This is a genomic window from Anaerobiospirillum sp. NML120511 (genome assembly GCF_023050955.1).
Classification (GTDB): domain Bacteria; phylum Pseudomonadota; class Gammaproteobacteria; order Enterobacterales; family Succinivibrionaceae; genus Anaerobiospirillum.
The window spans coordinates 1-26,669 of record NZ_JALKIK010000031.1 but is presented as its reverse complement, the minus strand read 5'-3'; the positions used below and the strand labels follow the sequence as shown (position 1 = coordinate 26,669).

The window sequence follows — 26,669 nt, the reverse complement described above, 5'->3', positions numbered from 1 at the left end:
CAATGACATGCTCTTCATTGGCAGTGCCCGACGTTACTTTACCTTTGGTTTTGGTGATAAAAGCTCGGCCAGCATACCTGAGTTTGAGCTGGAGACTGTGCTGCTTCGCAGCTTCAAGGCAATGCGCTACATTGCCAAAAAGCCACTTTACAGCCGTGACAGCATTAACCTGAGTAAAGATAGGCATGGGCAGTTTACAAAATCTTACAGTAACGCATCTGCACAGGGTGATATGGCACAGCTGTCATACTTCAATGACAACAGTCATGCTGCACCATCTCACTGGTATGAAAACTACGAATACAAGGTCAGAGCAAATTCAGTAAACGATGAGCCTTTCCGCCCATACGGCTCAACAGCCAGCACATCCAGCTTTGATAAGCATGCTGCCCAGCCAGCAACTGCGTGGTCAGGTGCAGGAGCATGTCAAGCAGCTGGTGCAGGAGCTGGTTCAGATGGCGTGGGCCAGAGTTCAAGTACAGGTGCTGGCTGGTCGGCAATAGCAGACGGCGGGAGCCAGTTGTCAACCCCATATGAAAGATCAGGTCACTTTACAAAATCACTGCGCATCAGACATATGCAGCCTGCTGTAATGGCCCAGATTTACACTGCATTCAGGGACTTCTTTGCTCAGCGGAGCAAGCACTCTGATGTTTGGGGCAATGCGCACAGTCTGTTTGCCACCCTGGGCTCATTAATGAATGCCGCCAGTCCTGCCGAAAGCCATTATCTGCTCGGCAATACCCTGTCTCTTACCTACGACACTCTGTCCCTTGCTTCATGGGAATGCATGCGCCCGGCACGCAGCCGCACTGAACTGCAGAAAAGACTTAACTCATTTGAGATGACAGCACGTGGCCTGCTCTGCCCATGGATGCTTACCAGACTTGCAGACATGACATGCAGACTGTCCGGGGCGAATGACTCCACCAAAACATCAGGCAATGGCTCTCTGTTGCTCGAGGACCTCAAGCCACTCTCTGACAACAGGACGCTTTACAAAGCAGTATCTAAAGAGCAAACAGACTGTACCCTATGTCAGGCGGCTGGTTCCAGCGGCCCTGCAGGCTCCACATGGTCCGTAAAGCCAGGCAAAGCAGGCGCAGCTGACGATGCCAGTGAGGCAACTGAGGCAGCACTTGCCTGCGCTGGATCAGTTGCTCCCCAAAGTTCAGCCACTTCCCCAGGTGCATATACCGGGGCCGGTACATGTGCAGACGCCGAGTCTGGCACTGGTTTTTATGCAGGCTTTGCTGCACATTCTGATGCAGATGCTGATGCTGATATCAATACAGCTGATTCCGCTCAAACTGCTGTGTATGGTGGATTTGATGGAAGAGCCGCCAGGCATGCTAATGTCCATGATAAGGACTTTGGTTCAGACCCTCATGACTCACACAGATATGATTCATGCGTACATAGCTCAGACAGCCGTGCTGCTGACGCTTCAGCCTTGAGCGGCACGACTGCAGGCAACTGTGACATGCCCCTGACAGATGCAGGGCTGCCTCAGCCTGATGGTGCAGGGATTAGAGCTTATGGTGCTGGCACTGGTGCGCGTTCAGCTGCTGGTGCTGGTGTCGCTGACGGTGAGCATGCTGACAAGAGCTTTGTGTTCAGCGGATTGCGTACTGACAGTCCTGATAACTTTCCGTGGAAGGAGTGTGCCTTTTCCCAAAAGCTGCAGTCTCGACTTAAGAGCAATATCTTCTATCGCAGCGACGATAACATGTCCTATCTGTCAGCCGGTCTGTGCTTTGACCTGTACCTGACAGCGATAAACGCTCAGATGCACTGGAGCTCTGGTGGCAGCAGTAATTCCCTGTACCGTCTTAACAGTCACTATGGCAACGATGTAGCCAGCTATCAGCTACTTACCGACATGCTCGAGCGTCTGCTGCTTGGCCGCATTATCTGCATGCTCAGAGCGGGCAGCTTCTGGTCATGCCACCGGGCCATTGAGATTGTCACCCTTAGCGACCACCTGATCCGCAACCGCCAGGCCATGCTGTACGCTTTCAAATCAGCCGCCGCATCTGCAGCAACTTCCTCAGCCAGCGCTGAGCACAACATGGACGCGGCTGCAACTCTTGAAAGCGCTGCTGCAGACCATGGTGCTGAGTCTGACCACCAGAATGCTGATTCAAGCGATGGCTCCGGCTTTGACAAGGGTTATGGATCTGACTGTGGGATTGACTGTAGCACTGAACCAGGCAGCGGCGAGCATACTGGATCTGGCACTGGCAGTGGCAGTGGCACAGGAGATGACTATCCCGATGATGCTGACTCAGGTGGCAATGGCATGAACTGCAATGGCGGCCTGCTCAACAGCACTCTGTACTGGCTGTTTCGTGATGAGCTCAGACGTTCACTAAGAGACGCAGTGGATGCTGCCGACCTTGCTCATTCCCGTTGTGAAAACAGCGATCGCTGCAGCAATGGCCAGCTTTCAGCCAAAGAAGCGGCATCGCGTACATCCTATGGCAATGCTTCTGTCCTTGAGGATATGGCAAGAAGTCTGATTATCTTCAGGATGCAGGACTGGAAACCAGCAGGTATGGCCAATTCCTATGTACAGGAAGTAAAGAACTACTGGCAAAAGAGCAATGTCTCAAATACCACTGCATCCTGTGCTGCGGGCTATGCTGCGGGCTCATCGGCAGCCGCCGCAACAGCGTCGGCGTCAATGGCCGCCTCGCTGGCCACTGCATCAGGGTCCGGGGCTGAGTTGGGCTCTGCAGCTGCAGCAGGCCGCGCACCGGGCCCAAATGGCGGCTGCGCTACTAATCCTTTTACTGCCCATGAGATAGAGCTGGGCCTGCATATGATGCCTCTCATAGAGATGATGGACAGATATCCCCCTGAGCTCAGCCCTGTTTTCTGGCTTGAAGATGCTGCCGCACTCAAGAGCAAAGGGCAGTTTAAACAGGCTCTGATAAAAGTGCTGGATCGCCTTACCGCATCAGCAGAAACATCCGTACCATGCAGCTCCATGCAGTCCGTATCTTCATACGGGGCAGCTGCCCACAGCCCTGTTGCTGACTGCCGTGCTGATGCTGCTGCCGATTCCTCACAAAACTCTGAATCTGCAGTTGCCGGTGATGGCCATAAAGGGCAGATCACGGACAGCTCTGCCTCGTCCTGCAATGTAGCCCCTGATGCCAGAACTGTCTGCCAGCAATACGGCACAGTGCAGGGTGCCGGCACCAGCGGTACCAGCGGCACCAGCCATGGTGCTGGCACCAGCGGCAGCAGCCATGGCGCCAGTACTGCACGTGGCTCAGGTACTGGCAGTTGCATGGACATTGGCAGTGACAGCAATCAGGGCAGCTCTTCTGTTACTGCAGGCAGCAGCGGCATCATGGGAGCCCTCCGGTCCCTGTTAAGGCGTCTTTCAGGTCAGGACCAGAGCACTGGCCCGATTCAGCCAGAACCGGCTGCACCGACCTGCACAACTGAACAGCCATCAGACACAGCAACTGAATCAGACAGCCGCTCAGCTGAAATTCAGACTGCTCAGGTGATTGAATGGCTCCTGATGGTAGAGAACCAGCTCAGTGGCTTTGACAGCAATTGCATCATGGACTATCGCCCAGATGAGGTCTCCTGCGAGCAGAGCACTGCCGCCACAGCGGAAGCTGAGGCTGCGCCTGCACCAGCTGACAGCCAATACAGTACTGACAGTGACAGCTCCCGAGCCAGACTCCAGTCTCAAAGCACCTGTCGCGACAGCGCGGCATCTGCCCATGATGGAACTGGTACAGGTGCAGGCAGGAGTGCTCAGGCCCGTAGTGATGGCCGTGGTGGTGATACCGGCTGTGCAGCTGTGGTTGGTGAGTCAGATACCGCAAAGGCCTCAAGCCTGTCATCCTTTGCTCAATATGCCAGCAAATACAGGCTCAAAAACGAAGTTGCTGCCCACCTGTACTGCGCCCAGCCCCTACCATACTGCAGCTCATCCCTTTATGAGCACAGCTACGATGCCAATACGGATACGGCTCTCTTCAGCAATAAGCGCACTGTATCAGCAGATCACATGCATGCACGATCCGCAACTGCCACCTCGGCCGCCTCAGGTATCCTCACAGCTACGGCTGCCTGTAATCTGGTGGATACAGTTACAGCTGGAGCTGATGGCCGCAGAGCCTCCGACACCTCAGCAGCACGCGCTGCTCAGTCAGCCGCAGGGAGCGGCCGGACATCAGGCAACAAATCTGATGCATCCGATACGGCCGCACCAGATGCAGCATCATCTTTAGCATCTGCATTCTCACCTGCATCAGCATCAGCATACGCTCCAATGTCAGCTTCAGACAAATCATCACCGGATGTTGTGGCTGAGGATAAGACTGAGGCTGGCCATGCTACTCACGCTATGGTGGACGACCTGCGATTTACCCATGATAAACCATGCTCTGATGATAAAGCTGTCAGCTATGGCAGCCATGCCCGCAAGGGCAGTCCCGCCTGTCATTGCAGATTGGCCTGCCACGGCAGTATTGCAGGTAATGAATTCAGTATGCGGGGCAGCTCTGCCCCTGATGACAGCTGCAACGGCACACGCGGCACAGTTGGCAGCATAACAGCTGGTGAGCTTGCGGCTGCTCAGGATAAGATTGTGCGCTACCGTCTACGTCGTATCGGTACTTTTGAGCTCCTTGAGCATGAAAGAGACCTTGCTCTCATCCTGCTCAGGGACCTCAAAACTCAATCCTGACCTCCATCGCTCTGCTCACTTGCCGCAGTGCAGCTTGCAGCTGCCGGCAGCTTGTCCTTTCCTGGCCATGCTGTGACGGGCAGCCAGTACTGGGACCTGATCCCACCCGGAGCTGCTCAGATGCGTCTTTGGGGCAAGGCGGCTGCTGGGCAACCGGTGGGCCATGCTGTCAAAGCAGCTCATGCCCGGTCTTTACTTATCGGCAATGGGTTATCTGTGCGATAATGTGGCCCGGTTTTCATTATCCGGCCTGTTCGGTCAAAATTCCCTGCCAGGCAGTCAATCACTGCAGGCAAATCCGGCAGTGATCTCATGATCCTGCTGCTGTTACAGCCTGACCATTGGGCTGTCCGCTGCATGCCAATCATAAAAAGTCATTCACTGTAATGCCACGATCCTGCATCTGGCAGCCCCCTGGGTCCATGAAAGCATGGCTGCGCTAAGCTTCCGCAGATGTAAGGTGTCTGCCAAGTGGCAGCATGAGCAAGGCGGCCACCTTACAGTGACCTGGGCGCTGCGGCCCAGGTGGCTATGTCAGCCGTCGGGCCGTGACATGGTTTCTGAGCCTAGAGGCTGGGGCAGCTGGAGGACGCTGGCTGCAGCCTCGGTGCTGTGATGACTGGCGGACCTTGGCTGCAGCCTCTTGACCGGGGCAGCTGTCGGACGCTGGTAGCTGGCGGACGATGGCTGCAACCTCGAGGGATGTGGCCGGAGCGGGCATGGGTAGTGAAAGTCGTTGAGCGTTTTATGTGGCGGGCAGCTGTCTGTGAAGCTGGCCGTGCCGGATTACTGGTGAGTTTTGTTTTTGTTGTTTCAGGTTAGGAGATTAGCTGTGCCATACCATCTTGAGTTTGAGGCCTGTCCCCTCGAGGCAGTTGTCGGTGCCGGGCGTCCAGAACAGTACCGGAGCTCTTTGCTGCACCGTAAGGCCGCCATCTCTCCTTCCCGCCTGAGCGAAGCCGTAGCCCGTGCTCTGGCTCTGCTGCAGTCACGCCTTGCCAGTCAGGAGCCGTCCCTGCAGATTAATGAGGACAACAGACATTACTGCGCCTCCTTGCAGGATGCCCCTTTATGTGTGGCCGCCCTCAATAACCCTGCATGGCTGATGAGTGGCTCAGGCTCTCACCGCAAGCTGGAGCAGCGCAGTGATGTTTACGGCACTGCCGCATTAATTGCCCTGAACATGGCCAACAGTGCCATGCTGCAGCTGGCTGCTACTGCTCTGAAAACCCACCCGGTTGAACGCTCACTGCAGTATTTCTTTGTGCGCCAGCAGCGTGAGTCCCTGCTGTCTACCTGCAATGCAGCACACGAGACAGTGGATGCTTATAACAGCTGGCTGTCCGAGGCCGGCTACCGCGACTATACCGACGATACTGGCAGCCTCAACCTGTGCGTGCAGCGCAACAATGCCCTCAATGACTACTTTGATTATGTAAAGAACAACTGCAATGAAATTGCAAAGACACTTTACAAACTTTCAGGTGGCAGCTCTGATGGCGCTGGCGCCTCAGGCCGCTCACGCGGCAGCAAGGGCGGCTCTGCCGCCGCTGGCGCAGCTGGCGGAGCTGCGGCCGGCAGGGCAAAGGGCAAGGGTAAGGGATCTGCCGGGGCAGCTGCCGAGGCTGTTTTAAGCCCGGCTGAGGCTGCAGAGGCCGAGGCCATAAAGCAGATGGCTGAACAGGTGCTCACTGAGCTTGAAAGCGGTGCAGCCAAAGTAAAGCTTGGCGGCTATGCCGGTCACTGCACAGCAGCTGTCATGGCTGCGCTGCGTCAGGCCGAAATGCTGGTCAGATACTGTGATGAAGAGGCTGCCTTTATTGAGGGAACAGTCAATGGCGATGATGAACTCTGTGCTGAGTCCCGCAAGAAGATGGCTGCCCTGGTACGCAAGCTCAAGAAAAATGAGTCAGGCCTCTTTGCCCTGGCCATGCAGCTGCCACGCCCTTTTGCCCTGAGCATGACCGACGGTCAGAATGCCCTTGCAATGGTCAGCCAGTCACTTCGTGATGTCATTGCCCAGTTCCGTCCTGTTCCTGTAAACAGCGATGATGTGGTCTCGGCATCCTTTGATGTCATGACCACAGCCCTGTTCTCTGCCCTGCAAAGTGAGGTGCTCAATTCCATGCACCTGATGGGCAAGGGCAATGAAGGCGTCAACCGTATGGTCGACCTCTTTGAAAACAAGGAATACAACCCGGTACTTACTCTGTACCGTCAGCTGCAGCCACGCATTGCCGCCTACGCCAAATCCCATAAGGCCGTACGCACTGCAGCCCATACCCTCAATGAAACTGTAACTGCCCTGTACGCAGCCCAGAGCGACTTTGAGGATATTAAGGCTCAGCACAGCACTGCCGGACGTGAGCTTGAGGAAGCATTACAGGCCGTCAATTGTAAACCATCAGTCACTCTGGACATTGAAGGTGCCGATGGCAGTCCTGCCGGTCACGAGTTTATGGCCGAGCTGCGCCTTATAAAGAATTTGCCGGGCAATGGCGCCCTGCCTGACTCCCGTGGCCCTGAGCATGCTCTGGCTGCCATGGTGGCTGCCTTTGCAGCGGCAGCAGGCGTTCCGGACAACCACACTGAGGGTGAGAGTGTCGACGTAGAAGCTACAGGTGCTGATGCCCGTGCCCAGTACCGTCTTAACAAGGCCGTAGTTGATGGCCGTCTGATTGAGTCAGTGCTCAGCGACGGTATGGTCAATGGTGCCCCTTATCTATATCCTCATGCCGGCAGTGAAGACAGCGACCCGGTTGAGGACTACCAGCTCTCTGTGAGCTATATGTACACCCTGTACATGGCCCGCGATGCCGCTGCTGCTCAGTACCGTGAGCAGCTCAAGGCCCATATGGGTGAATGGGGCAGTGATATCCACCAGATAGTAAGAGATGTTCTGCAGCTTGGTACCCTGATTTTCAACCAGTTTGAGCGCATGCGTAATACCGCTCTGCTAAACCGCAGCCGTCGTGACTGGTCTCCATATCCGGCCAAATTTATCTTCCCTTTCCAGGATATCTTAAGTGCCGTCAACCTGCGTCTGGCCTCAAGCATGTGGTTTACCACTGCTGCAGCCCTGTCAAGCATGAATGCCCTGCGTGATGATCTCTTCCTTGAAGAGCAATCCCCGGTTCCAGCCCGCAAGAGCCGCTCAAAGGCATCACGTGCTGACCTGACCACTGCTCAGGAACGTGAGCTTGAACGCCTTGAGGAATCCGCCCGTGTGGCTGCCCGCGCAGCTGGTCGTCATCTGCCTGATGACAACAGCACACGTGGCCGTCGCAAGGTAATCATCCCTCACCCTGATGAGAGCCTGATTGCAGATACTGATGCCTTATGCTCTGAGGCTGTAAGACCTCTTACAGCCTTGATAGCGCTGGCCCGTGACCATATGCCTGGCCGCCTTGAACCGCACAAGCGCTCCAGCGCTCACCAGTGGATGGACGAATGCCTGAGCCAGGATATAGAGCAGTACCAGTCTGCATTTCCAGAGGCAGCCGATCTGATTTCCGGCCTTAAGACCATGCAGCTGGCCTGCCTTGATGCTGTGGGCAATATGGAAAGCATCGCCACCATGCCAGCTGTAATGGCTGATCATGCCCGTGCCGCCACTGCCCCTGAGGTACTGTGTGGTATTGACCCGCAGCTGGCAGGCCAGCTGCTTCCAGTATTCAGACACCGTACTCCGGACCGCGAGCAGTTTGAGGAGCTGTGCTCCTTTGTCAGCGACCCGCTGGGAGCCTCAGTACGCCAGATCAACGAGCACCTGGCCCGCAATCAGGATCTGTACGTCAACATTGCCCTGCATACCCACAGAGTCAATCTCTATGGCTTTATCTCCCGCATGATAAGTGAGCCGGGCCTGCCACGTTACTTCTACAACTCCCATCACCGCCGCTTTGACTTCCCGGCCAACGATGAGGCCCTGATGAACTGGCGCAGCCGCCCTATGGACCTTGCAGACCTGACCACCACCCTGCTCTCAAAGATCCCGGTATACATCCCCGAGCGCTCCAGCCGCAACAGCCAAAGCTGACCTGACGGTCAGCAAGGCGGCTCACCTGGCGACCAGGTTCGTCCTTGCGGCCCCCTGGCCGCCAGCGCCGCCGTCAGGCCTGAGGGCCCTGAACCTGCCCCGGCCTGGACCTGCCACGCTCATCAGCTCCGTCCTCTCATGCAGCTAAGGTCTGCCGCATGAAGGCTTGCGACCAGCTTCAGGTCATAAGCACCGGACGGGCCCAGGTCAAAATTGAAAACCCATAAAGCCGCAGGGCCGCTCCGGAAATCCGGGGCGGCCCTGCGCTTTAATGGACAGTGCTGTTCATGCCTGGGGTCAGAATGACCTGTCAGCCTGTATTCAGGCCAGAGCCATGGGCTGCGCCACGGCGTGGACCATGCTCCATCCTGCAGGCTCCATGGCCCAAATCCATTGCCCCAGGCCCGGTTGCAGTGCTCTGCAGCCAGCCGACCATTTGCGCTCAGCAAAGGGTCGGCTGCGCTGGCTGAGCCGCTCTGGCCTGGTATAGCAGCTCTGCTCGGAGCAAGACTGGCCCGGTATGGTATCTTCGGGTCAAGCCTGCTCTGATATGGTCGGGTCAGCCTGTGGCGTGGTATCAGACCAGGTCAAATGGTGCGGCACCGGCACATGGGCTGATGAGCTCAATAGAGTCTACGTTCAGACGGGTGCTGGCACGCCAGTCCTTTAAGGCATTGTGCAGACGCTGCTCGTCAAAGACAATGACATCAACATAGGCATGGCTGTGGCCACTGGCATTGCCGGTGATATAGAGCCATTCGTCGCACTGGGCACGGCGCAGGGCACGCTCAAGATCACGGATAATCTGAGTGTTTTCACTGCGCTTGAGGGTAACGACATTATCCTTGTCATTCCTGATGCTTACAGCAATGGAGACAGGCAGGGCTCCGCTGGCGACAATACCCCTGAGGTATTTTGAAGTAAGCTCACCTTCGCGGGAGCCTGGGGAGAAAGAGCGCTGGGTGCTGTACTCAAAAATGTCATCACGCAGAGCAGTACTTCCCTCAGGGCCAGTCCAGTTATTGCGGGTCTCAATCTCAGAGGCAATGTACATGAGGTCATTTTCCTTGCTGAGCTTGCGCATGGATGACTTCATGCAGTTTTTGTAGAACTCACGCAGATTGACCGGACGCAGTTCCTGGCCGTTGAGCTCCACGTTGCGGCGGCTGGCTTCATCAACCATGGCCTGAATCTCTTCAGTTATCTCACGGTAAACATGGATTTCAGAGCACTGCAGAATAATACGGCCATGAATGTCACCAAATACTGCACGCAGCATGGTTACACCGGCAGTAATCATCTCATCATTGCTGATATCAGGGCTTGCTCCTTCAAAAAGCATGGTGATTTTGCTGCGCTCTTCATTAATCGCACTGGCAAAGATACGAATCATGTCAGCATTGAAGATCTGACCATGGCAGTTAATCTGAGCCGACTGGTCTGCCTTGCGGCTGAGCTGAACACGGCAGAACTTGATTTTGGCAGCCATGTTCACAACCTTCTGCAACTCAATGCACTTGAGCGGATTGTCAGAGGTAAAGACCAGCTCAAACTGACCGGCAGCACGTGATGGCAGCACCACCAGGGAATCATCACCATAAAGCAGAGCGCCCAGTGGGGCCAGAGCCTGCAGGGCCAGATAGAGATCATCGGTGCTGACACCGGCATCAGCGGCAGCCTTTTTGAGCATCTCATCGCCACGAGGGAAGATAAAAGCCTCAAGATCACGGGCAGCATCAGCTACCATGGAACCGGCTGCAGCCTTGCAGGCTGCTGCAGCGTCAGCAGCGCCATTTTCAATGATGGCAGTCAGCGGGGTAATGGTAATGGCCGGCATGAGGCTGGTGCAGCGGGCAATAAGATAAGGAACACACTTTTTGATGAGCTCCTCATTGTCCATCATACCCTGCAGGGCAGAGGCAACATATTCACACCAGCTGAGCTGATGACCGGTGCTGCTGAGCTCAACGCCACTTAATGAGCAGTTCCAATCCTCTGCCCTGAATAATGAAATGTTTGACATAAATTTCCTCTGCAAAAAACCATACAAAGTTACTTAACGGCCCCATGCCGCCACAGCCCCAGGGGCTGCGCCGTCACGCCTGCCGTGCCGGGCACCTTAAGGTGCCCAGGCACGGCCTGCACTCGGCCCGGCCAGATTGAAGCCTGACAGCCAGTACTGGCAGCAGCCGAAGCATGCCATAAGCCAGTCAGAACAGGGCCCCATGTGCCAGTCGACCCCATGGCCACACAATGGGGCCTGTTAAAAGGCAACTGCCATGGCATAAGTCCCCGGCATGTGCCGTCCCCAGGTTCAGCCTGCCATCGGGCAAAAGCCCATACACATGGACACAGGTACGGCCTGATATCAGTGTGCGCGAAACATGATAAACAGCTCATTGGCAAAATGCAAAAGCAAGCCGTTCGGCCTGCCTGCCGGCCTGCCTGCCGCAAAGGCACCACGGTGCCCAAATGCAGGCATATTGTAGTGCAAAACTACCAAAGCTGATACGGCAGGCCCTGCGCGCCCTGCCTGCACTGTCAGCAGCTCGCCCCAGCACTGACTCGCCACAGGCGCAGACCAGAGTAACAGGCAGCTCATTGCAACTGCAGGCTGACCGTCCCACTCAAAGTACGGTGGACTATTAGCTGCAGCCGCCATGGCAGCAGGCTCACAGGAAGTATCAAACAGGCATATGAGCCCTGAGCTGAGCAGCAACGCTCGGTCTCCCAGACAAACAACTCCTCAGCTCCCAAAGACCCACCATTTAATATGATTCTGGCTGTCAGGACGTCGTACGCTTCGGATTGCATGCAGTTCTGCACTGCAGCTTACATCCCCTGACTTGCGGCCATTGGGCTGAGCTGTACTGACCTGACGCAGATGCTCAAATCACCCTTTGAGAGATCATGACAGCCGCATCCACCTCAGGCCACACTGCAGGTCAACCCAATCACCACCTGATAAAAATAAAGTCAGGTCCCCTGACAGGAATTCCGCTCGCCTGACAGACAACATTACTGCCTGCGTGGCAGACTGATATATGGACAGGCAGTCATTAATGCAGTCAGGATGATATGAGTGCAGACATGGATGCAGTCAGGATGACATGAGTGCAGACATGGATGCATGCAGAATGGCATGCATGCAGTACCTTTAACCAGGGACAGGGACAGATATCGCGCTATTGGAAGCGGCTGTTGGCCATAAACGTGGGCAGCGGGTGACCTGGGATTGAGGGAGCTTATGGCCTCCTGTATAAGAGCTAAGATTTTGGCCTTATCATAGATTCAGTTAACAGCCTGCCTGCCATTATGCTTCAAGGAGGATACGGTATGGCCCTGACATTTTCACAGCCTCATAGAGAACATCCGGCCCCATCCAGCTCTAAACCTGCCAGCAGTGAGCCTGCCTGTTGCATGCCTGGCTTCACCTCATGGGACGACAGCTCAACCTGCAGCACAGCAGTACTATGTACGCACGATGAACCTGCTGCAGCCGCAGCTGCCGGACAGCGAGCAATGCAGGGCACTGAGCACTGCATTGCTCAAAGCAGCCCATGCTCCCGGGGAGCTGGCCAGGAAGTGGCCGGCAGCGCAGTTATGCTCAGCCCTGAACGTTGCTGTACTGATGCCGCATGTATGGCAACACCTCCAAAAGCCGAGCAGGGAGCCGGGGGCAGATCTGGGGACAGGTCAGTGCTGGCTGGGGCTTTGAGTCGAATCGGCTCTGTGGTCTCTGGAGCCGGTGCGGCTGCTGCTGTGTTGGGCTGTATGATTGCCGGTCCGGCAGCTGCTGAAATGGATTACAGCCACAAGTATCCTCAGTATGATGGCTACAATTACGAGCAGTACATGTACGATCAGGGTCAGGGTGAGAGCAATAACAACTGGCCAAACATGTATGGAGATGGCTACCAGAGACCTGATAACAGAGGCAGCTCGTCCTTTGAGTATGGCCGTGACCGCTACTATGGTCAGGAGGGAGTAAGCTGCCCTGAAAATGATGGCCGTGGTCACCACCGCCCACATCCGGGCTGCCCTGAGTACAACCGCCCAGGAGCCGGCAACCGCCCGTACCAGCCATCATATGGCGATCGCCCATATCCGCCTCCATCATACGGTCACAGCCCTTATCCGCCACCATCGTACCATCCGCAGCATCCCCGTCCGCCTCATGGCTCGCCGTCATACCCGTCAGATCCTGACTACGGAAGGCCTGACTACCGACCAGATTACGGACGCCCGGACTACCGTCCAGACTATGACAGGCCACGACCACCACGTCCGCCACGTCCTTACTATCGTCCGAACAACCCGGCATTAAACGGCAGTATCAATGCCTGTCTGTCTTTTGAGCAGCCTGATGGCACCTGGTCAATTGACCGTCCGGTCAAGGTAGACATTATTGACGGCATGCGTCTTTATGAGACTCTGGGTATCAGCCCTGACCGCAACTACAACAACCTGTACGTAGTCTTCAACGGCTTCAGCCACAGCTACCGTGACAATGTTATCCTGCCGCTCAAGCACCGCCGCTCCCTGAGCTCAGCTGCCATTGTGCTGCAGGATCTGCAGGGCCGCAGCTGGCGCATTTCCTCCTCCTGGCGCCGCTGCACCCGCTGATCCTGACCAAACAGCAAAGTCTCCCCCACCAGCCCGGCACAACCACAGACATCCGGCAAGGATGTCAATCCCCACTCAGCCGGGCCCATGCTGGTCCGCTCCGGGCCAGCCAAGCCACATCCACTCAAACCTGACCTTTCCCCTTCTAATAACAATTTACAAAACACAAAATAATACGCCACATGGTCACAATCGCAGCAATCAGGCCATTCCTCTGACAGAACGCTGCTGAGGCTGCGTTACTTGAGACCTTTACAATCACAGTCATGCAGCCAGATGCACAATCAGCCTGACAGGACCTTCATTGCTAAATTATCAGAGCGTGACTGTCATGATTTCAGCACACAGCACTTATTTTTGATACTGACAGAATAAAGGCCCGCTGCTTTTGGCAGAGGGCCTTTATTTCAAAGAATGAGCAAGATCAAAAAAGTGCAAAAAGGTGCCAGCTTAAGACTTTCCATATGTTTCTTACATAACATTTTGTATAACACGTATGTACAGATTATGCTTTACAAAATAAAAGGTATTACATTATCCCGTGTTACCACACTGTTGCTTTACAAAATAATTAATTACGCTGCCTTTTATTTTACAAGCCTGAATTACCTGATGACAGCTTACCTAAGGCAAGTGCCTTTGCCCTGCTTGACATGCTTTGACGAGCATTGCATTACCATGGCATTGCTGCACGAGTTCGTTGCCATGCATTGCTATGCTCTGCTTTGCAGCGGCCCGGTCAGATTTTCACACACTCATGCACCATTAACTCATACATGAGATAGACCAGCCCGATATTGCATCGCACAGCATGGATGCATATTTCGCTTGCACGCGTGAGCTCAAAGCTTGACCGGCACACTAAACAGCTCGCAATCACAGCACAAAATCATTCTAAATTAATTTATAAAGCTTATGTAAGTGGTATCCAGCACTTCTGCATTACTGACCTGTTCCATTGCTGCAACTCCAGCAGCATAAGGCTGCAGCTGAAGCACAGGGCAGCTGCACAGTCAATAAACTCCCAGCCAGTTTAAGGCACCACTCATAACGGCCTGCCGGTAAGGGATAGGCCTTGAAGGTGCAGTGCACGCTGAGGCGCACAGCTAAATGAGAATACGCACATAGGAACTTCAAAGGTCATGAACTGCGCTGCACGGCACAGCTCAGTTCTGTACCATACTGCAGCCTGGTTAACTTCAAGTACAGGCTGTCACTTTATCAGGGCACCACTGGGTCACCCTGGGCTGGGCACTTTCAGGCAGGCAGCTCATGCAGCTTAGAGCAAAACTTGGCAGCAGAAGAAACTTCAGGCCATGCAGTCTCATTAGCCCGAGCTCAGGCCGGTTCCGTGAAATGGCCAGGCCTGTCTGGTGCTGGTACAGGTGCTCACGTTTGTACTGTTGGCCTTGCTGGTGCAGGCCTCAGAGCCTCAGGCAGCTTTACATAGCTAATGGCTACTTAGTGGAGGCTGAGGGATGGCGGTTTGCGTGGTGGGGCTTGTGGGGATTGGCTGTCAGCTGCTCGATGGGGCTGTGCTCCATTGAGCAGCCGGGGCATCAGCCGGCAATGTAGGCGCTTTCGAAGGTATCGGTTGCGATATTGTACTCAACCACAATGACATGGCCATAGAAGAGATCGCCGTCGTTGTAATAAACAGTGACAGCACCATCAAGAGCAAAGGACACTTCAGACAGGCTGATGACCTTGATAAAGTCCTCTTTCTTCAGGCCGTCAGGATACTGCTGTTCATCCTCATCAGCATCTTCCTGCCATGATACGGCATCATCGTAAAGCTCCTGACATGCATACTCACGCATGCGCTTATCAAGCTCTTGGAGCCTGCTGACAAATGCGTGGCCATGAGCAAGGGATTCTGTGCAGCTTTTGACATTGCCCTCATCACTGTCCAGATAGAACAGGAACTCGTCATCACCAAAAGTGTACTCACCGGCAAAACTCTCCATATCCTTATCAAGAGTGAGCTTGCCAAGGACGTCATCGTCGATTACCACATCCTCAAGATAGTCGTCTCTGATGGCTCGCAGCTGCTCAGGCAATTCTGCCTCACCCAGCACCTCTCTTAAGCAGAAGCAGTTGGACTGATACTCTTTGCGATGCTCGTCAGCCTCAGGATCAACTGTCATGGCAGACAGTCTGAGACGATAGCAGGTAACGTCTTTAAAGCGGCTGAAGCCCTCAGGGCCGGAACTGGCATCTACAGGAATAGGCCAGCTCAGTCTTAACTTGCCGGTAATAACAGTGCCGTCCTCTTTGACCAGACCGAGCATGTAACCATTCATGTCGCCGTAATCACCGCAATGACCCATGCCAAGAGTTTTCTGGATCAAAACTACGGCCTCGAAGGTCTCTTCATCATAAATCTTGTAAAACTTCTCGAACATCTGATCTCCTCCGTTGATTAGGACCATGCCACAGGCATCACCACTTACGGCACGCCTGATCATGCCACCAGGTGCTGGCAAAGGCGCTCAAAGGCATTGTAGCTTAAAGTTCTGGCCTTGCATAGAAAAGCCAGACCCGCAGCAAGGACACCCCACCGTGCTGCCGGAAAGGGCATTCAGGCCAGGGAAACCACGGCATAGCTGCGACCACAGGCATGCACTCGACCGTGCCCCTGACAAGCTCAGACTGTACTTAAAACTACGGACCTCGTCATACTCGACTGTCAAGGCTTCGCCTGCCACGCCATAGAGCAGCTCCTGCCACTGGGCACCTGGTCATTGCAGGAATCCAGACAACCGCACTGACTTACGAGCTGGCCGGTTGAGTCGAGTGGTCATGACTGAAAAGCGAATAAATTGGAGGGAGGAAAGGATGAATGGACAGCTGGACTGACTGGTTTTTGAATCGATTGGCAGGTCATACCGGCATGGTTAAACGCACTTGGCCTCGACTGCATGAATGACAGAGTGAGTGGATGGATGGTTGGTTAGAGTCATGGATGAACAGATTGGCGTACTGTTAATTGCTCCTGCATGCACGCTGGCCTGACTTGAGGTCTAAAGGAAAACCATAAAGGTATGAGGCTGTCACCTGTCGCTCATAATGACCGTTTGAATGGCTTGCTCTTGTGCAGCTGCCGGGCTTTAGAGTGCATGGTTGGCCTGTCGATGGAGAAATGGGCTTTTGACCTGCCATGGTTGGGCCGTATTGTGTCCTTAGGGCATGCTGCCTCGCTGTTCTTTTGGAGCCTGCTGCGCAGGTTACAGACTGGCCATGCTTGGAATGCCGGGCATGGTGTGCATGGTTTGCAAGGCTGTCAGTCATGGGGTAGTCGGCCCGCATTGTAAAGACCGGGCGTACCTTGAGAAAAGTGCCATTCGGGGGCCGAGCTTAAAGCCCTCTGCAGATATCACCGCCGCTTTCAATGCAATGAGGCCATGGCAGCATCAGCGGCCATGGCCTCATTGTTAAGGGGTGCAGCCCTTGCCGTCCGGCAGAGCTGCGGCCCGTGCCGCCGTGGCGGCTGGAGGGTCTACCCTTTGTCAGCTCCGGGTTAGCAGAGGAACTGGTTGTAGGCGGTGTTGTCAGTTACCTCAAGGTATGGGTATCTGATGTTGGCAAGGAACTGCTCGAGCTCTTCATCACCCTTCGTTACATCAAAGCCGCACAGTACTGAGCAGTACTCCAGACCGGAAATACGGAAGTGGAACAGGGAAATGGAGAAAGTACCGGCCAGTTTGGTAAGGAAGTCGTTCAGGGCACCCTTGGTCTCAGGGAACTCAAAGAGGAACAGACGCTCCTTTTCGTCAGCCGCAAGGTGACCACCAATCATGTAACGGATATGATCCTTGGCAAGGGCATCACGGGTCAGATCTGTTACCTTGTAGCCCCCTGATGACAGAGAGGCTGAGATTTCAGTAAGCTCCTTTTCGCCATTGGTAAGCTCAATGGAGGCGAAGATACGGGCTCGGTCCTGACGGTGCACACGATAGCTGAACTCGGTCACATGACGATTGCCAATAGTGTTACAGAAGGTCAGGAATGAGCCCTTAACCTCAGGGATTTCTACCGAGAAGATACCCTCGGTCATTTCACCTACATCACAGCGCTCGGCCACCATACGCAGGGTATGGAACTTGACGTTGGCACCGGACATGATGGCAATGTGATTGCCCTCATTGAGGCCATGAGTACGGGCATACTTCTTAAGACCGGCAAGAGAAAGAGCACCGCTTGGCTCAGCAATGGCTCGGGTATCATCAAAGATATCCTTCATTGCGGCACAGATTTCATCATTGGAGCAGGTGATGATTTCGTCCAGGTACTCATTGCACAGACGGAAAGTCTCATCACCGGCCTGGCTTACAGCCACACCATCAGCAAAGTGGGAGACAAAGCCGATATTGCAAGGAGAGCCGTTTTCGATGGCGGCCTTCATACAGGCAGAGCCCTCAGCCTCAACACCTATTACTTTGACATTTGGGATAAGGTTCTTGATGTAAACGGCAATACCGGCAGCAAGGCCACCACCACCAATCTGAACGAAGATGGTATCGATATTGTTGCACTGGCCCATGATTTCATGAGCAATAGTGCCCTGACCGGCAATTACATCAGGATCATCATATGGAGGGATCAGAGTCAGACCCTGAGCACGGGCCAGCTCCTTGGCATGCTCATAGGACTCGGAAAAAGACTCACCCTTGAGCACAACCTCAGCACCGTAGCGGCGTACGGCATCCACCTTGAGATCAGGGGTGGTAGTTGGCATGACGATCACGGCACGACACCCCAGGTTCTTGGCTGACAGAGCACAGCCCTGAGCATGGTTACCTGCAGATGCAGCCACGATACCGCAGTCGAGCTGATCCTGAGAGAGCTGACGAATCTTATTGTAGGCGCCTCTAATCTTAAAGGAGTGAATGGTCTGGTAATCCTCTCTCTTTAATAAGACCTTGCCCACTCCCAGCTTGTCACTGAGCTTCTCCAGCTTGTGCAGCGGGGTTAAACGAGCTGTTGGATAAATGCGGGCCAACAGGATCTTACGTAAATATTCCTGTCCGCTTAATGCATTGTCTTGGCTCATTTTTCACTCCTGAATAATTAAAAGATTACGCAGTCGCCTCACCCCTCAAACCTGGCCTGCCGCCGCAGCGCCTGCCCCACAAAATCTCTCTTTTCTTCCCACCATCAAACCGGCAGCCCCATTCCTGCACCTGCAGGCGCACTGCAGCTGCGACTGCAGTCACCTCCGCAACAGCGTCCGCGCCTGCCTCAGCTTCCGCACTTGCCGCCGCATCCGCATCTGGACCTGACACCCCGCCATCCTGCCAGCATGCAGGCGGCTTACTGAGCACTCACAGCCATGGTATCAGCACCAGCACCAGGGCCTGATCCGTAACCTGAGTCAGTCGTATACCAGCCTCAGAACCATCGCATTGGCTTTAGCAATGCTCTGAGTCTGCATCACAGTCGGATGCTGCACTGTCACTAAGCCAGTGCAATTCGCCGTAATGGCCTGTTCAGCCCAACAGTAAAACAATCTGCAGCAGCTCACATCACTGGTATGCCCTTCAAAGGCCAGCTATTGCCCGTAAAGAGCAGGCTCAGCATCTGCAGTCATACCGCTTTTAGTCCGTTGCCAAAAGCTGACCGCAGAGCCAGTTGTTATGGCAGGACAGTGTGCCTGACAGCTGTTGCTGCCCTGACAGCGAAAGACTTCCGCTTAAAGGCAACAGACCACGTCAGACTGTTGCTGGCTGCTCATGGCTGCCAGGAATGCATAAGACAGCTTCAGTTGCCTGAATGCAGGCCTTAAGCTTGTGACTTAAGACTTTATGCCTTAGCCAGCCAGCATGACAACACTGCGCTGCACTGCACTGTGCTGCACTGCAGTTTGGATTATGCCTTTGCCTTTGTTTTCGCCTTTGAGCAAGCTGGTAAGACTGCTTCTGGCTCATATTGGCTCAGAATCAAATGCTGCTATGCAATATGATTTGTAAAGCATCATCTGCAGTACAGTATTACAGCATAACGACGCAGCTGTTCCCTGCGCAGTGCATCCCCATCTTATATCAGGCTGGAGCACTCACCATGCTGAAGTTAAATGCAACGCATGACGTCAGTCCCATGCAATGCAAGCTCACTGAGTTCAGTCGCTGCTGCAAAAGCAAAATCTGAAGCTCTGAACAGTTGACCATGGGGCTGTGCAGCAATAAGGCAGATGCTTATACCTTACTTTTGCAAAGCATATTCAGCACACGGTTTAGCTGAGCATATGCTGCTTTTATCAGCAGCCAGCAAACGACAATGCTGCTGAAAATGCCTGCCTGTGCAGGATGTCCGACCAGTAGGCCGCATAGCAAGCAAAGGACAGGAGCTGTTATTACAGCTGTCTTAACAGCTGCATCAGCGCTGGGGCATTGAGCTCAAGGCCTGGTGCTTTGCCATCTTCAAGTTTCAAGCTTCAGGCAAAACCTATCAGCCTCGACAGTTCCTTTCACTCGCCTGACAAACTGATAAAGACCGGCAGACAGCAGGAACCGGGCAAGTTCATGATGAAATCTGAAGTCCAACTGATCATGAGTCACAGCCAAAAATCTGTGAGCCGCAAGCAACAAGCTGATGCTGTTTGCAGTGCTGACGCAATGTCATAACTGCGGCCCCGGCTCGCTTACTGTAAAGTTCGCCAGGTCAGGACTGTGTCCATTGGCCCTGTGAGCCTTACGGCCCGGCAGGCACGCAGGCTGGCATCTTACTGGCGCCTGCACATGCTGCAAAACAGCTGGCCGCTGAGCCTGGCACGGAACTGGGACACATCAACCATGAGGCCCATGTGTGCAGAAGCCTCAGCAAGCTCAGCATGCACTCATAGACAAGTAATGGTCTTACTGACGCTGCTACAACTGCCAACAGGCAGCTGCAGGCAGCGCAATGGCTCAAGCCTTGCCTGCATGTGACTGATCTCCGCCCTGAGACTGCCGACCATGCTGGGAGCATGGTCAGCACAGTCAGTTCGGCAGGGCGACATGTCAGCAGGCTCGTCATTTCATTTACAGGAGCTGCGTTCAGCTTGCGGCATGCATTGCAGCCACAGCTTATGCTGTCTCAGGCTATGCTGCGCCGGCACGGGCTTATGCTGTTATGGCTATGCCGCACTGGCACTGTCATATGTCAGGGCTGTGGGCATGGCTTTTAGTCTTTGACTGTTATCCCTTATGTTGTTTGAGAGGGCCTTAACAGGACAGAGGTCTGTCCAGACAGGCTTTGGGAAGTAAAAGAGATTTTGTGGGGCGCGGCATACTGAAGACTATAGTCAGACAAAGTTTCCTCATCAGTGGTGTTCGTGATGGGTGGCCTGGCAAACTACGGTCGGACAGCCGGGCAGCACCTGCGGTACTGCCTGCAGCTGTCAGACTGACACGCCCAGTGACTGCAGGTGGTGTGACCACATTATGGTCAGCTTTTGTGAACCACCTGAAAAAGCAAAGCCGCCTGAGCAAATACTCATGGCAGCCCGATTTATTCAGTCACACAAAATTAAAACTTTATGGAATCGTATCATGAGCCCTTTATCTGTCTGACCTTTGCCCCATGACAGTATCAGCCCGCCAGCCAGGCACCATTGTAGTGCAACTCCCTGAGTCCCGATACAGCCATCCCGCCGATGGCCTGTCCACAGATTATTGCCTTTTGGCTTAAATAAGCCAAAGACTCACACATCACGCCCAAAAGTACCAGTTTCCACGAATGCCACAGATCAATGCTCCAACAGGCATCAGCAGGCCAGATTCAGGACCTCAGGAAAATATTTTTGCCCAATTATGGAACGAACTCCCACCCATGACAGGCAGATCCTGACGCTGACGATGATCTGACCAGCTATGCGTCCACCTGCCCAACCGCAATATCATGGACGCATCTCAGGCAGATATTCGTATCTGAGATGGCTCATGCCCCTTTCTTATGACAGGGCCATGGGCTACGGCCTGTACGTTTGGCAATAAGCTCCTGTCCCGAACCCTATGCATGAAGCGGCAGCCACAGCGACAGCATCAGTCGCAGTGGCAGCTGCGGCTGTAGCAGTGGCAGCAGACGTGGCAGCTGCAGCTTCCGCTGATTCTGCAGCAGCTAAAGTTGTCTGTGCAGTTTGATGCAATGGTCATGTACGCCCATACCACTGCAGGTTTGATGGAAAGCCTTGTAGAACTTCTTGACCTGCACTCAGCGCAGGCCATGATTTCATCGGAAAGGGGCATATGAGTATGCCTTAATGTGGACTGCTCAGCTGAGCCCATAAGCTCACAGCTGCCTGGGGAGGCTGCGCCCTGCTCTAAAGGCTGTGCTTTGAACACAGGGCTCTGACCAGCCATTAGCCTGATGCGAACAATGCCTGATGACTGCTCACCAGCAAAATGAAGGTCAGGTAAACAAGCTCGGGTAATTGATATCTGGAGGGCGGCTGCTGCCGCAGCTGGTGGCACTCAGTTCTGTGCAATCAGCTCAGGGCAGTCCTCTCTGGCAGTCATCTATGGCAGTAAGTTCTGAGATTTGAGCATCGAGATTCGTGACTTGAAAGGATAAATACCCCCTGACTGCCAGGCCAGCTTACAGTCTGAGACAAAAGAGCTCTGGGCACCGTTCAGACAGGGCATGGCAGAGCAGGGTAGTGTCAGGCAGGAAGTGCAGATCTGCTCTGGGAAAATGCACAACATCCCAAGCTGACAGCACTGCCGATCAATGCTGCTCAATGCCGCTCAGATTAAACCTTGCTGTCAGTGCGTAAGGTGCAAGGAGAGCATCAGCATGATGGCCCAGGATCGGTACTGGTGAAGTCCGTATCCAGGGATGTTAATGAGTTCACAAGATGAGGTCAGGCATGGCTCTTTGCCTGACAATGGGCGTAATTATCGACCTTAGGCACAAATTGGTGACATTTTCCGTATAATAGATGCCCTACTGAAAGCTGGTGTTTTTATTATCTGCAGGAGATGTCATGCCAATCCAGAATGAAGCTGCCCCAGTTGTAAAGTGGGCTGGAGGTAAACGCACGCTGTTACCGGAGCTCATGCCTCTAATTCCTGCTCAGTGGACTACTTATGTCGAGCCTTTCATGGGTGGCGCCGCAGTGCTCTTTGCCATTGCTCCGCAGACGGCCATTGTCAATGACATCAACTCAGAGCTCATCAATACCTACAAAATAATCAGGGATGATGTTGAAAGTCTTATTGCTGAGCTGAAATCCTACGAGAACACGGAAGAGTTCTATTACAACATACGCAATCTTGACCGTGATGCAGAGGCCTTTTCAAGGCTTAGCCCTCTGCAGCTGGCTGCCCGTACCCTGTACCTCAACCGTACCTGCTTCAATGGCCTGTACCGTGTGAACAAGCGCAATCAGTACAACACTCCCTACGGCAAATACAAGAACCCAAACTTTGTAAATGAACAAACCCTGCGTGCTGCCAGTGAGTTCTTCAACAGCCGTGACATCACTATCTGCAATGAAAGCTTTGAGGACACCATGACAAGAGCCCCTGAAGGTGCTTTTGTTTACCTGGATCCTCCATACGATCCGCTCACTGTAACCTCAAGCTTCACCAGCTACGCCAAGGACGGATTCAATCGTGAGCATCAGGTTAAGCTCAAGGAGTGCTGCGACCATCTCACCAGCCGTGGCGTAAAGTTCATGCTCTCCAACTCCGCCACCGAATTTATCCTTGATCTCTATAATGACTACAACATCACTCTGGTCAACGTAAGACGAAATATCAGCGCCAACAGCGATAAGCGCAACGTGGTACAGGAGGTCGTTGTCCGCAACTACAAATAATACTGCCCACACCACATAATGCCTGGCCATGGCCATGCTTTATCTGTCCAGCAGGACAGGACACCCCATGCCATAGCTGAACAGCAGGTCCGGCCATGCCAGCCATACCTGTCCAGCATCCCACCTCAGGCAGAGCCATATCTGCCTGCAAAGTCAGCAACTGCGACAGCACTGCTGCAGCTTACTGTCCATCTTACAGACCTCATCACTCTCTGTAGATTCTAAAACTGATTTTGCAGTCACCCCGTCCAAATCTTACCCTCGCTGTTACCCCATGGCTAAAGCCAGACACACTGCCATGCAGACGGATTACTCAGCAATCAATCTGTGCGTAAATACTTCATGGTTTAATGTTCATTTTTCTTTATAAAGTATTTTGTGTAGAGATAATAATGTCAGCCATTACACTGGTATGAAAAGCGGCCATGCAATGTAGACGAATTTGCCAATACGAGTGGTTCGATGATGATGATGATGATGAAGTTCAACGCCGCCGTATATTTGGAAATTCGCTTAACCTGCTCTGTAAAACCATATGTACTATGCATATGTCATCAAAGCAATACTGATACAGATTGCTTTGTAAAATATATTGTAGATTAAACAGGCTAATTACTTCATCTCAGTTTACTGGTTCACGATATTTGCCTGGATAAAGACCTGCCCCGGAGAGCTATACCAAGGTACCCCAGAGTAAATCAACTCAACTCAGATACGTCCTGAGCCTCTCAGCTCGCAGGCTGCATGCTGCAGCCAGACCGCTGGCTCTGCCATCTCATAAGAAAAGGTGCTGCTGTACTGCAGCTGCGTGCAGGACAGCTGATGGCTTGATGCTTTAAGCTGCAGGGCCCCTCATATGATATGCAGGAACTCCATACGGCCATACTGCCATGCTGTCTGTAATGCCGATTCAGTGTGTATGTCATTTTGGTCAGCTCCAGCTGTACTCCATGAGGGGGCTGGAGAGTCTGTAAGTCATGTGCTGCCAGGGATGCACGGCAACCTTGTGACAGATGTGGTGTGTGGCCGGCTGCAGCGCTTCACCATTAGTGACTGCGGGGGCCTATATCAGGCACTGTCGGTCATTTCAGTAAAACCGGTAGCTGCTGGAATTCTGATAGAGCCACAATGCCTGACAAGGCTTGCACCATGGTTATGCCGTTCTGCCCCATGGGCAGTGAGTTTGTGATGTCAACTTTAACAGTATTGGTTCAAAACTTAACTGCAGTACCAGGAAAGCTTATGATACTAAACAGAATTTACCGGCACGGAGAGCTCTATGAAGTATCTGACTCTGAATAACGGCATTGAGATGCCCGTTCTTGGCTATGGCACCTGGGAGGTCAGGGGCAAAGCCGGACTGAGAGCTCTGCACTATGCCATTGAAGCTGGCTATCGACTGATTGACACGGCCCACATGTATGAAAATGAAGATATTGTCGGAGAGGCAGTGCAGCAAAGTGGTCTTAGCCGCAGCGAGTTTTTTATTACCAGCAAGCTCGACAACCGATCCAACAGCTATGACAAGGCCTGTCGAGGCATAGAGCTCTCGCTGCGCAACCTGCAGTGTGATTACATTGACCTCATGCTCATTCATGAGAATTACAGTAACTCTGATCAGATGTATAAGGCGCTCAGGGAAGCACTGAACAATGGCATGGTAAAAAGCATAGGCATCTCCAACTTCAGAGAGGATGCTTATCTTTCATTCATTGAAAACTGCGGCATAATTCCAGCCGTAAACCAGATGGAATCGCATATCTACCACGCGCAGCTGGGCTATAAGCAGCTGCTTGCCCGCCATGGAACCGTGTTCCAGTCATGGAGTCCTTTTACCAGCGGAGAAAGGAAAGTCTTTGATGAGCCTTTGCTAAAGCAAATTGCTCAGCGTTATGACAGCACTCCGGCTCAGATAGTACTCGCTTTTCTGATTTCTCAGGGTATAGCCGTCATCCCCAGAACGCTCAATCCTGAACATATGATCAAGAACATGCTCAGTCTTGAGCTGAAGCTCAGCCCTGATGATATCGAGACTATAAAATCGCTTGATGAAGGCAGGTCGCTGTTCGGCTGGTACTGATAAGCTCCACTGAATCTGACAAGCCCACATGCAGCCGCGACAAGCTCGTCCCTAATATGGGCACATACGTTTGCCCATACCCGTGGGCATTAGCATAAGCCAATACCTGTCGGCATTTCCGCATGCTCGTACCTGTGGCATATACGTATACCCATGCCTGTCAGCACTTGCGTATGCCCATACCTGTCGGCATATACGTATGCCCTTTTCTGTGGGCATTTACGTATACTCCTACCTGTAGGAATTGTCGTATGCCTGTCACCGTCTGAACTTTTGTAAGGACATCAGCATAAGGGCATGCATATGGCCGTTTCCTGTGAGGCAATGGCTCTGTCACAAATGGCAGCTGAACACGGCCAACCGCATACGCATCTTTTTGAGTTCAAAATTACAGCAATAATCAGTGAGGAAAGAATATGGGATTTGAAGAACTGGAAAAAGGGCAGCCGAGCTTGGATTACCGCTGCATATCTACATGCGCCAGTCAGCTCAGCGTGCACTTAAGCTTACCGCTGAGCTCAATGCTACATGGCATGAGCCAGAGGAGGTTGTCCGTCTGTTTTCAGAATTGACAGGCCGCGAGGTGGGAGAAGGCTTTTGTCTCTTCCCTCCTTTTTACACCGACTATGGCCAGAACATCACTGTTGAACGTAACGTCTTTATCAACGGTGGCTGCCATTTTCAGGATCAGGGCGGAATTACCATTGGCGAGGGCACCTTAATTGGTCATAAAGTAGTAATCGCCACACTTGACCACGATCAGCGACCTTCTCATCGTCAGGAGCTCATTCCAGCCCCTGTTGTGATTGGCAAAAACGTATGGATTGGAGCTAATGCAACCATAACCTCAGGTGTAACCATAGGAGATGGCGCAATCGTGGCCGCAGGAGCTGTAGTCACCAAAGACGTCCCGGCAATGACCATAGTTGGTGGCGTTCCGGCACGTATCATCAAGCAAATTCCACCTGAAGAATAAGACAGCAGCATCACTCTCAACACTCTCACGACCCCAGGCGGTATCCCCCTGAAGTCGACTGCTGATCGTCTTTGAGTCATGCTGCCAGAGAGCGCACACCTACTGCGACTGGGGCGGACATGTTTTCATAGCTCACCTCATGAATGCTAATGCAGCAAATCAGGCAACAACAGCAGCAGCAAATAAAGATACTCTATAAAACCTTTGTTTTGCAGCACACGCACATTTCATCATGATGATGTTGTTAATGACAGACACATGTAAGAAGTCAATTTATGCTGCTTATGACCTGTCCTACCATGGCTTTTCCTGTGCCACTAACACTGACCGTCATGTTCAGCCCTGCAACTTACTGACCCGGACATTTCCACCTGCAATCAGCTGCGCTCTGTCATTCTGGTACATGACTTTAAAAGTCATATACCATATTAA

The 26,669-nt window shown here is 53.3% G+C and carries 9 protein-coding genes; 6 read left to right on the top strand and 3 right to left on the bottom strand.

What is annotated here, in order from left to right:
- Window positions 1-7: 7 nt before the first annotated feature.
- Both MXE39_RS09050 and MXE39_RS09045 read left to right on the top strand, forming a co-directional pair.
- Window positions 8-4,717, top strand: a complete 4,710-nt coding sequence (locus MXE39_RS09050; RefSeq protein WP_246978077.1) for a hypothetical protein — start codon at window positions 8-10, stop codon at window positions 4,715-4,717.
- 832 nt (window positions 4,718-5,549) lie between these two features.
- Window positions 5,550-8,756: a hypothetical protein gene (locus MXE39_RS09045; protein ID WP_246978078.1), complete on the top strand. Its 3,207-nt coding sequence runs from the start codon at window positions 5,550-5,552 to the stop codon at window positions 8,754-8,756.
- A 577-nt stretch (window positions 8,757-9,333) separates the two neighbouring features.
- On the opposite strand, the gene MXE39_RS09040 is transcribed toward MXE39_RS09045, so the two are convergent.
- A complete protein-coding gene (locus MXE39_RS09040) occupies window positions 9,334-10,779 on the bottom strand; it encodes a hypothetical protein (RefSeq protein WP_246978079.1) in 1,446 nt (481 codons plus the stop codon).
- Window positions 10,780-12,557: 1,778 nt separating this feature from the next.
- On the opposite strand from MXE39_RS09040, the gene MXE39_RS09035 reads away from it, so the two are divergent.
- Window positions 12,558-13,382: a hypothetical protein gene (locus MXE39_RS09035; protein WP_247074002.1), complete on the top strand. Its 825-nt coding sequence runs from the start codon at window positions 12,558-12,560 to the stop codon at window positions 13,380-13,382.
- 1,559 nt (window positions 13,383-14,941) lie between these two features.
- Here MXE39_RS09035 and MXE39_RS09030 read toward each other — a convergent pair.
- Window positions 14,942-15,787 carry a DUF2262 domain-containing protein gene (locus MXE39_RS09030; protein WP_246978081.1) on the bottom strand — a complete coding sequence of 282 codons (846 nt, stop codon included), beginning with the start codon at window positions 15,785-15,787 and terminating at the stop codon, window positions 14,942-14,944.
- Between the two features lie 1,115 nt (window positions 15,788-16,902).
- The gene (gene ilvA, locus MXE39_RS09025; protein WP_246978082.1) at window positions 16,903-18,435 is read right to left on the bottom strand and encodes a threonine ammonia-lyase, biosynthetic; all 1,533 of its coding nucleotides are present in this window, start codon (window positions 18,433-18,435) and stop codon (window positions 16,903-16,905) included.
- Window positions 18,436-22,344: 3,909 nt separating this feature from the next.
- On the opposite strand from ilvA, the gene MXE39_RS09020 reads away from it, so the two are divergent.
- The 3 genes from MXE39_RS09020 (at window position 22,345) to MXE39_RS12985 (ending at window position 26,237) form a co-directional block, all read left to right on the top strand.
- Entirely contained in the window at window positions 22,345-23,181 is an 837-nt protein-coding gene (locus MXE39_RS09020; protein WP_246978083.1) for a DNA adenine methylase, read from the top strand.
- 1,279 nt (window positions 23,182-24,460) lie between these two features.
- The gene (locus MXE39_RS09015; RefSeq protein WP_246978084.1) at window positions 24,461-25,261 is read left to right on the top strand and encodes an aldo/keto reductase; all 801 of its coding nucleotides are present in this window, start codon (window positions 24,461-24,463) and stop codon (window positions 25,259-25,261) included.
- A gap of 475 nt (window positions 25,262-25,736) precedes the next feature.
- Window positions 25,737-26,237, top strand: coding sequence for a DapH/DapD/GlmU-related protein (locus MXE39_RS12985; RefSeq protein WP_281503419.1), 501 nt, complete (start codon window positions 25,737-25,739; stop codon window positions 26,235-26,237).
- Window positions 26,238-26,669 lie beyond the last annotated feature (432 nt).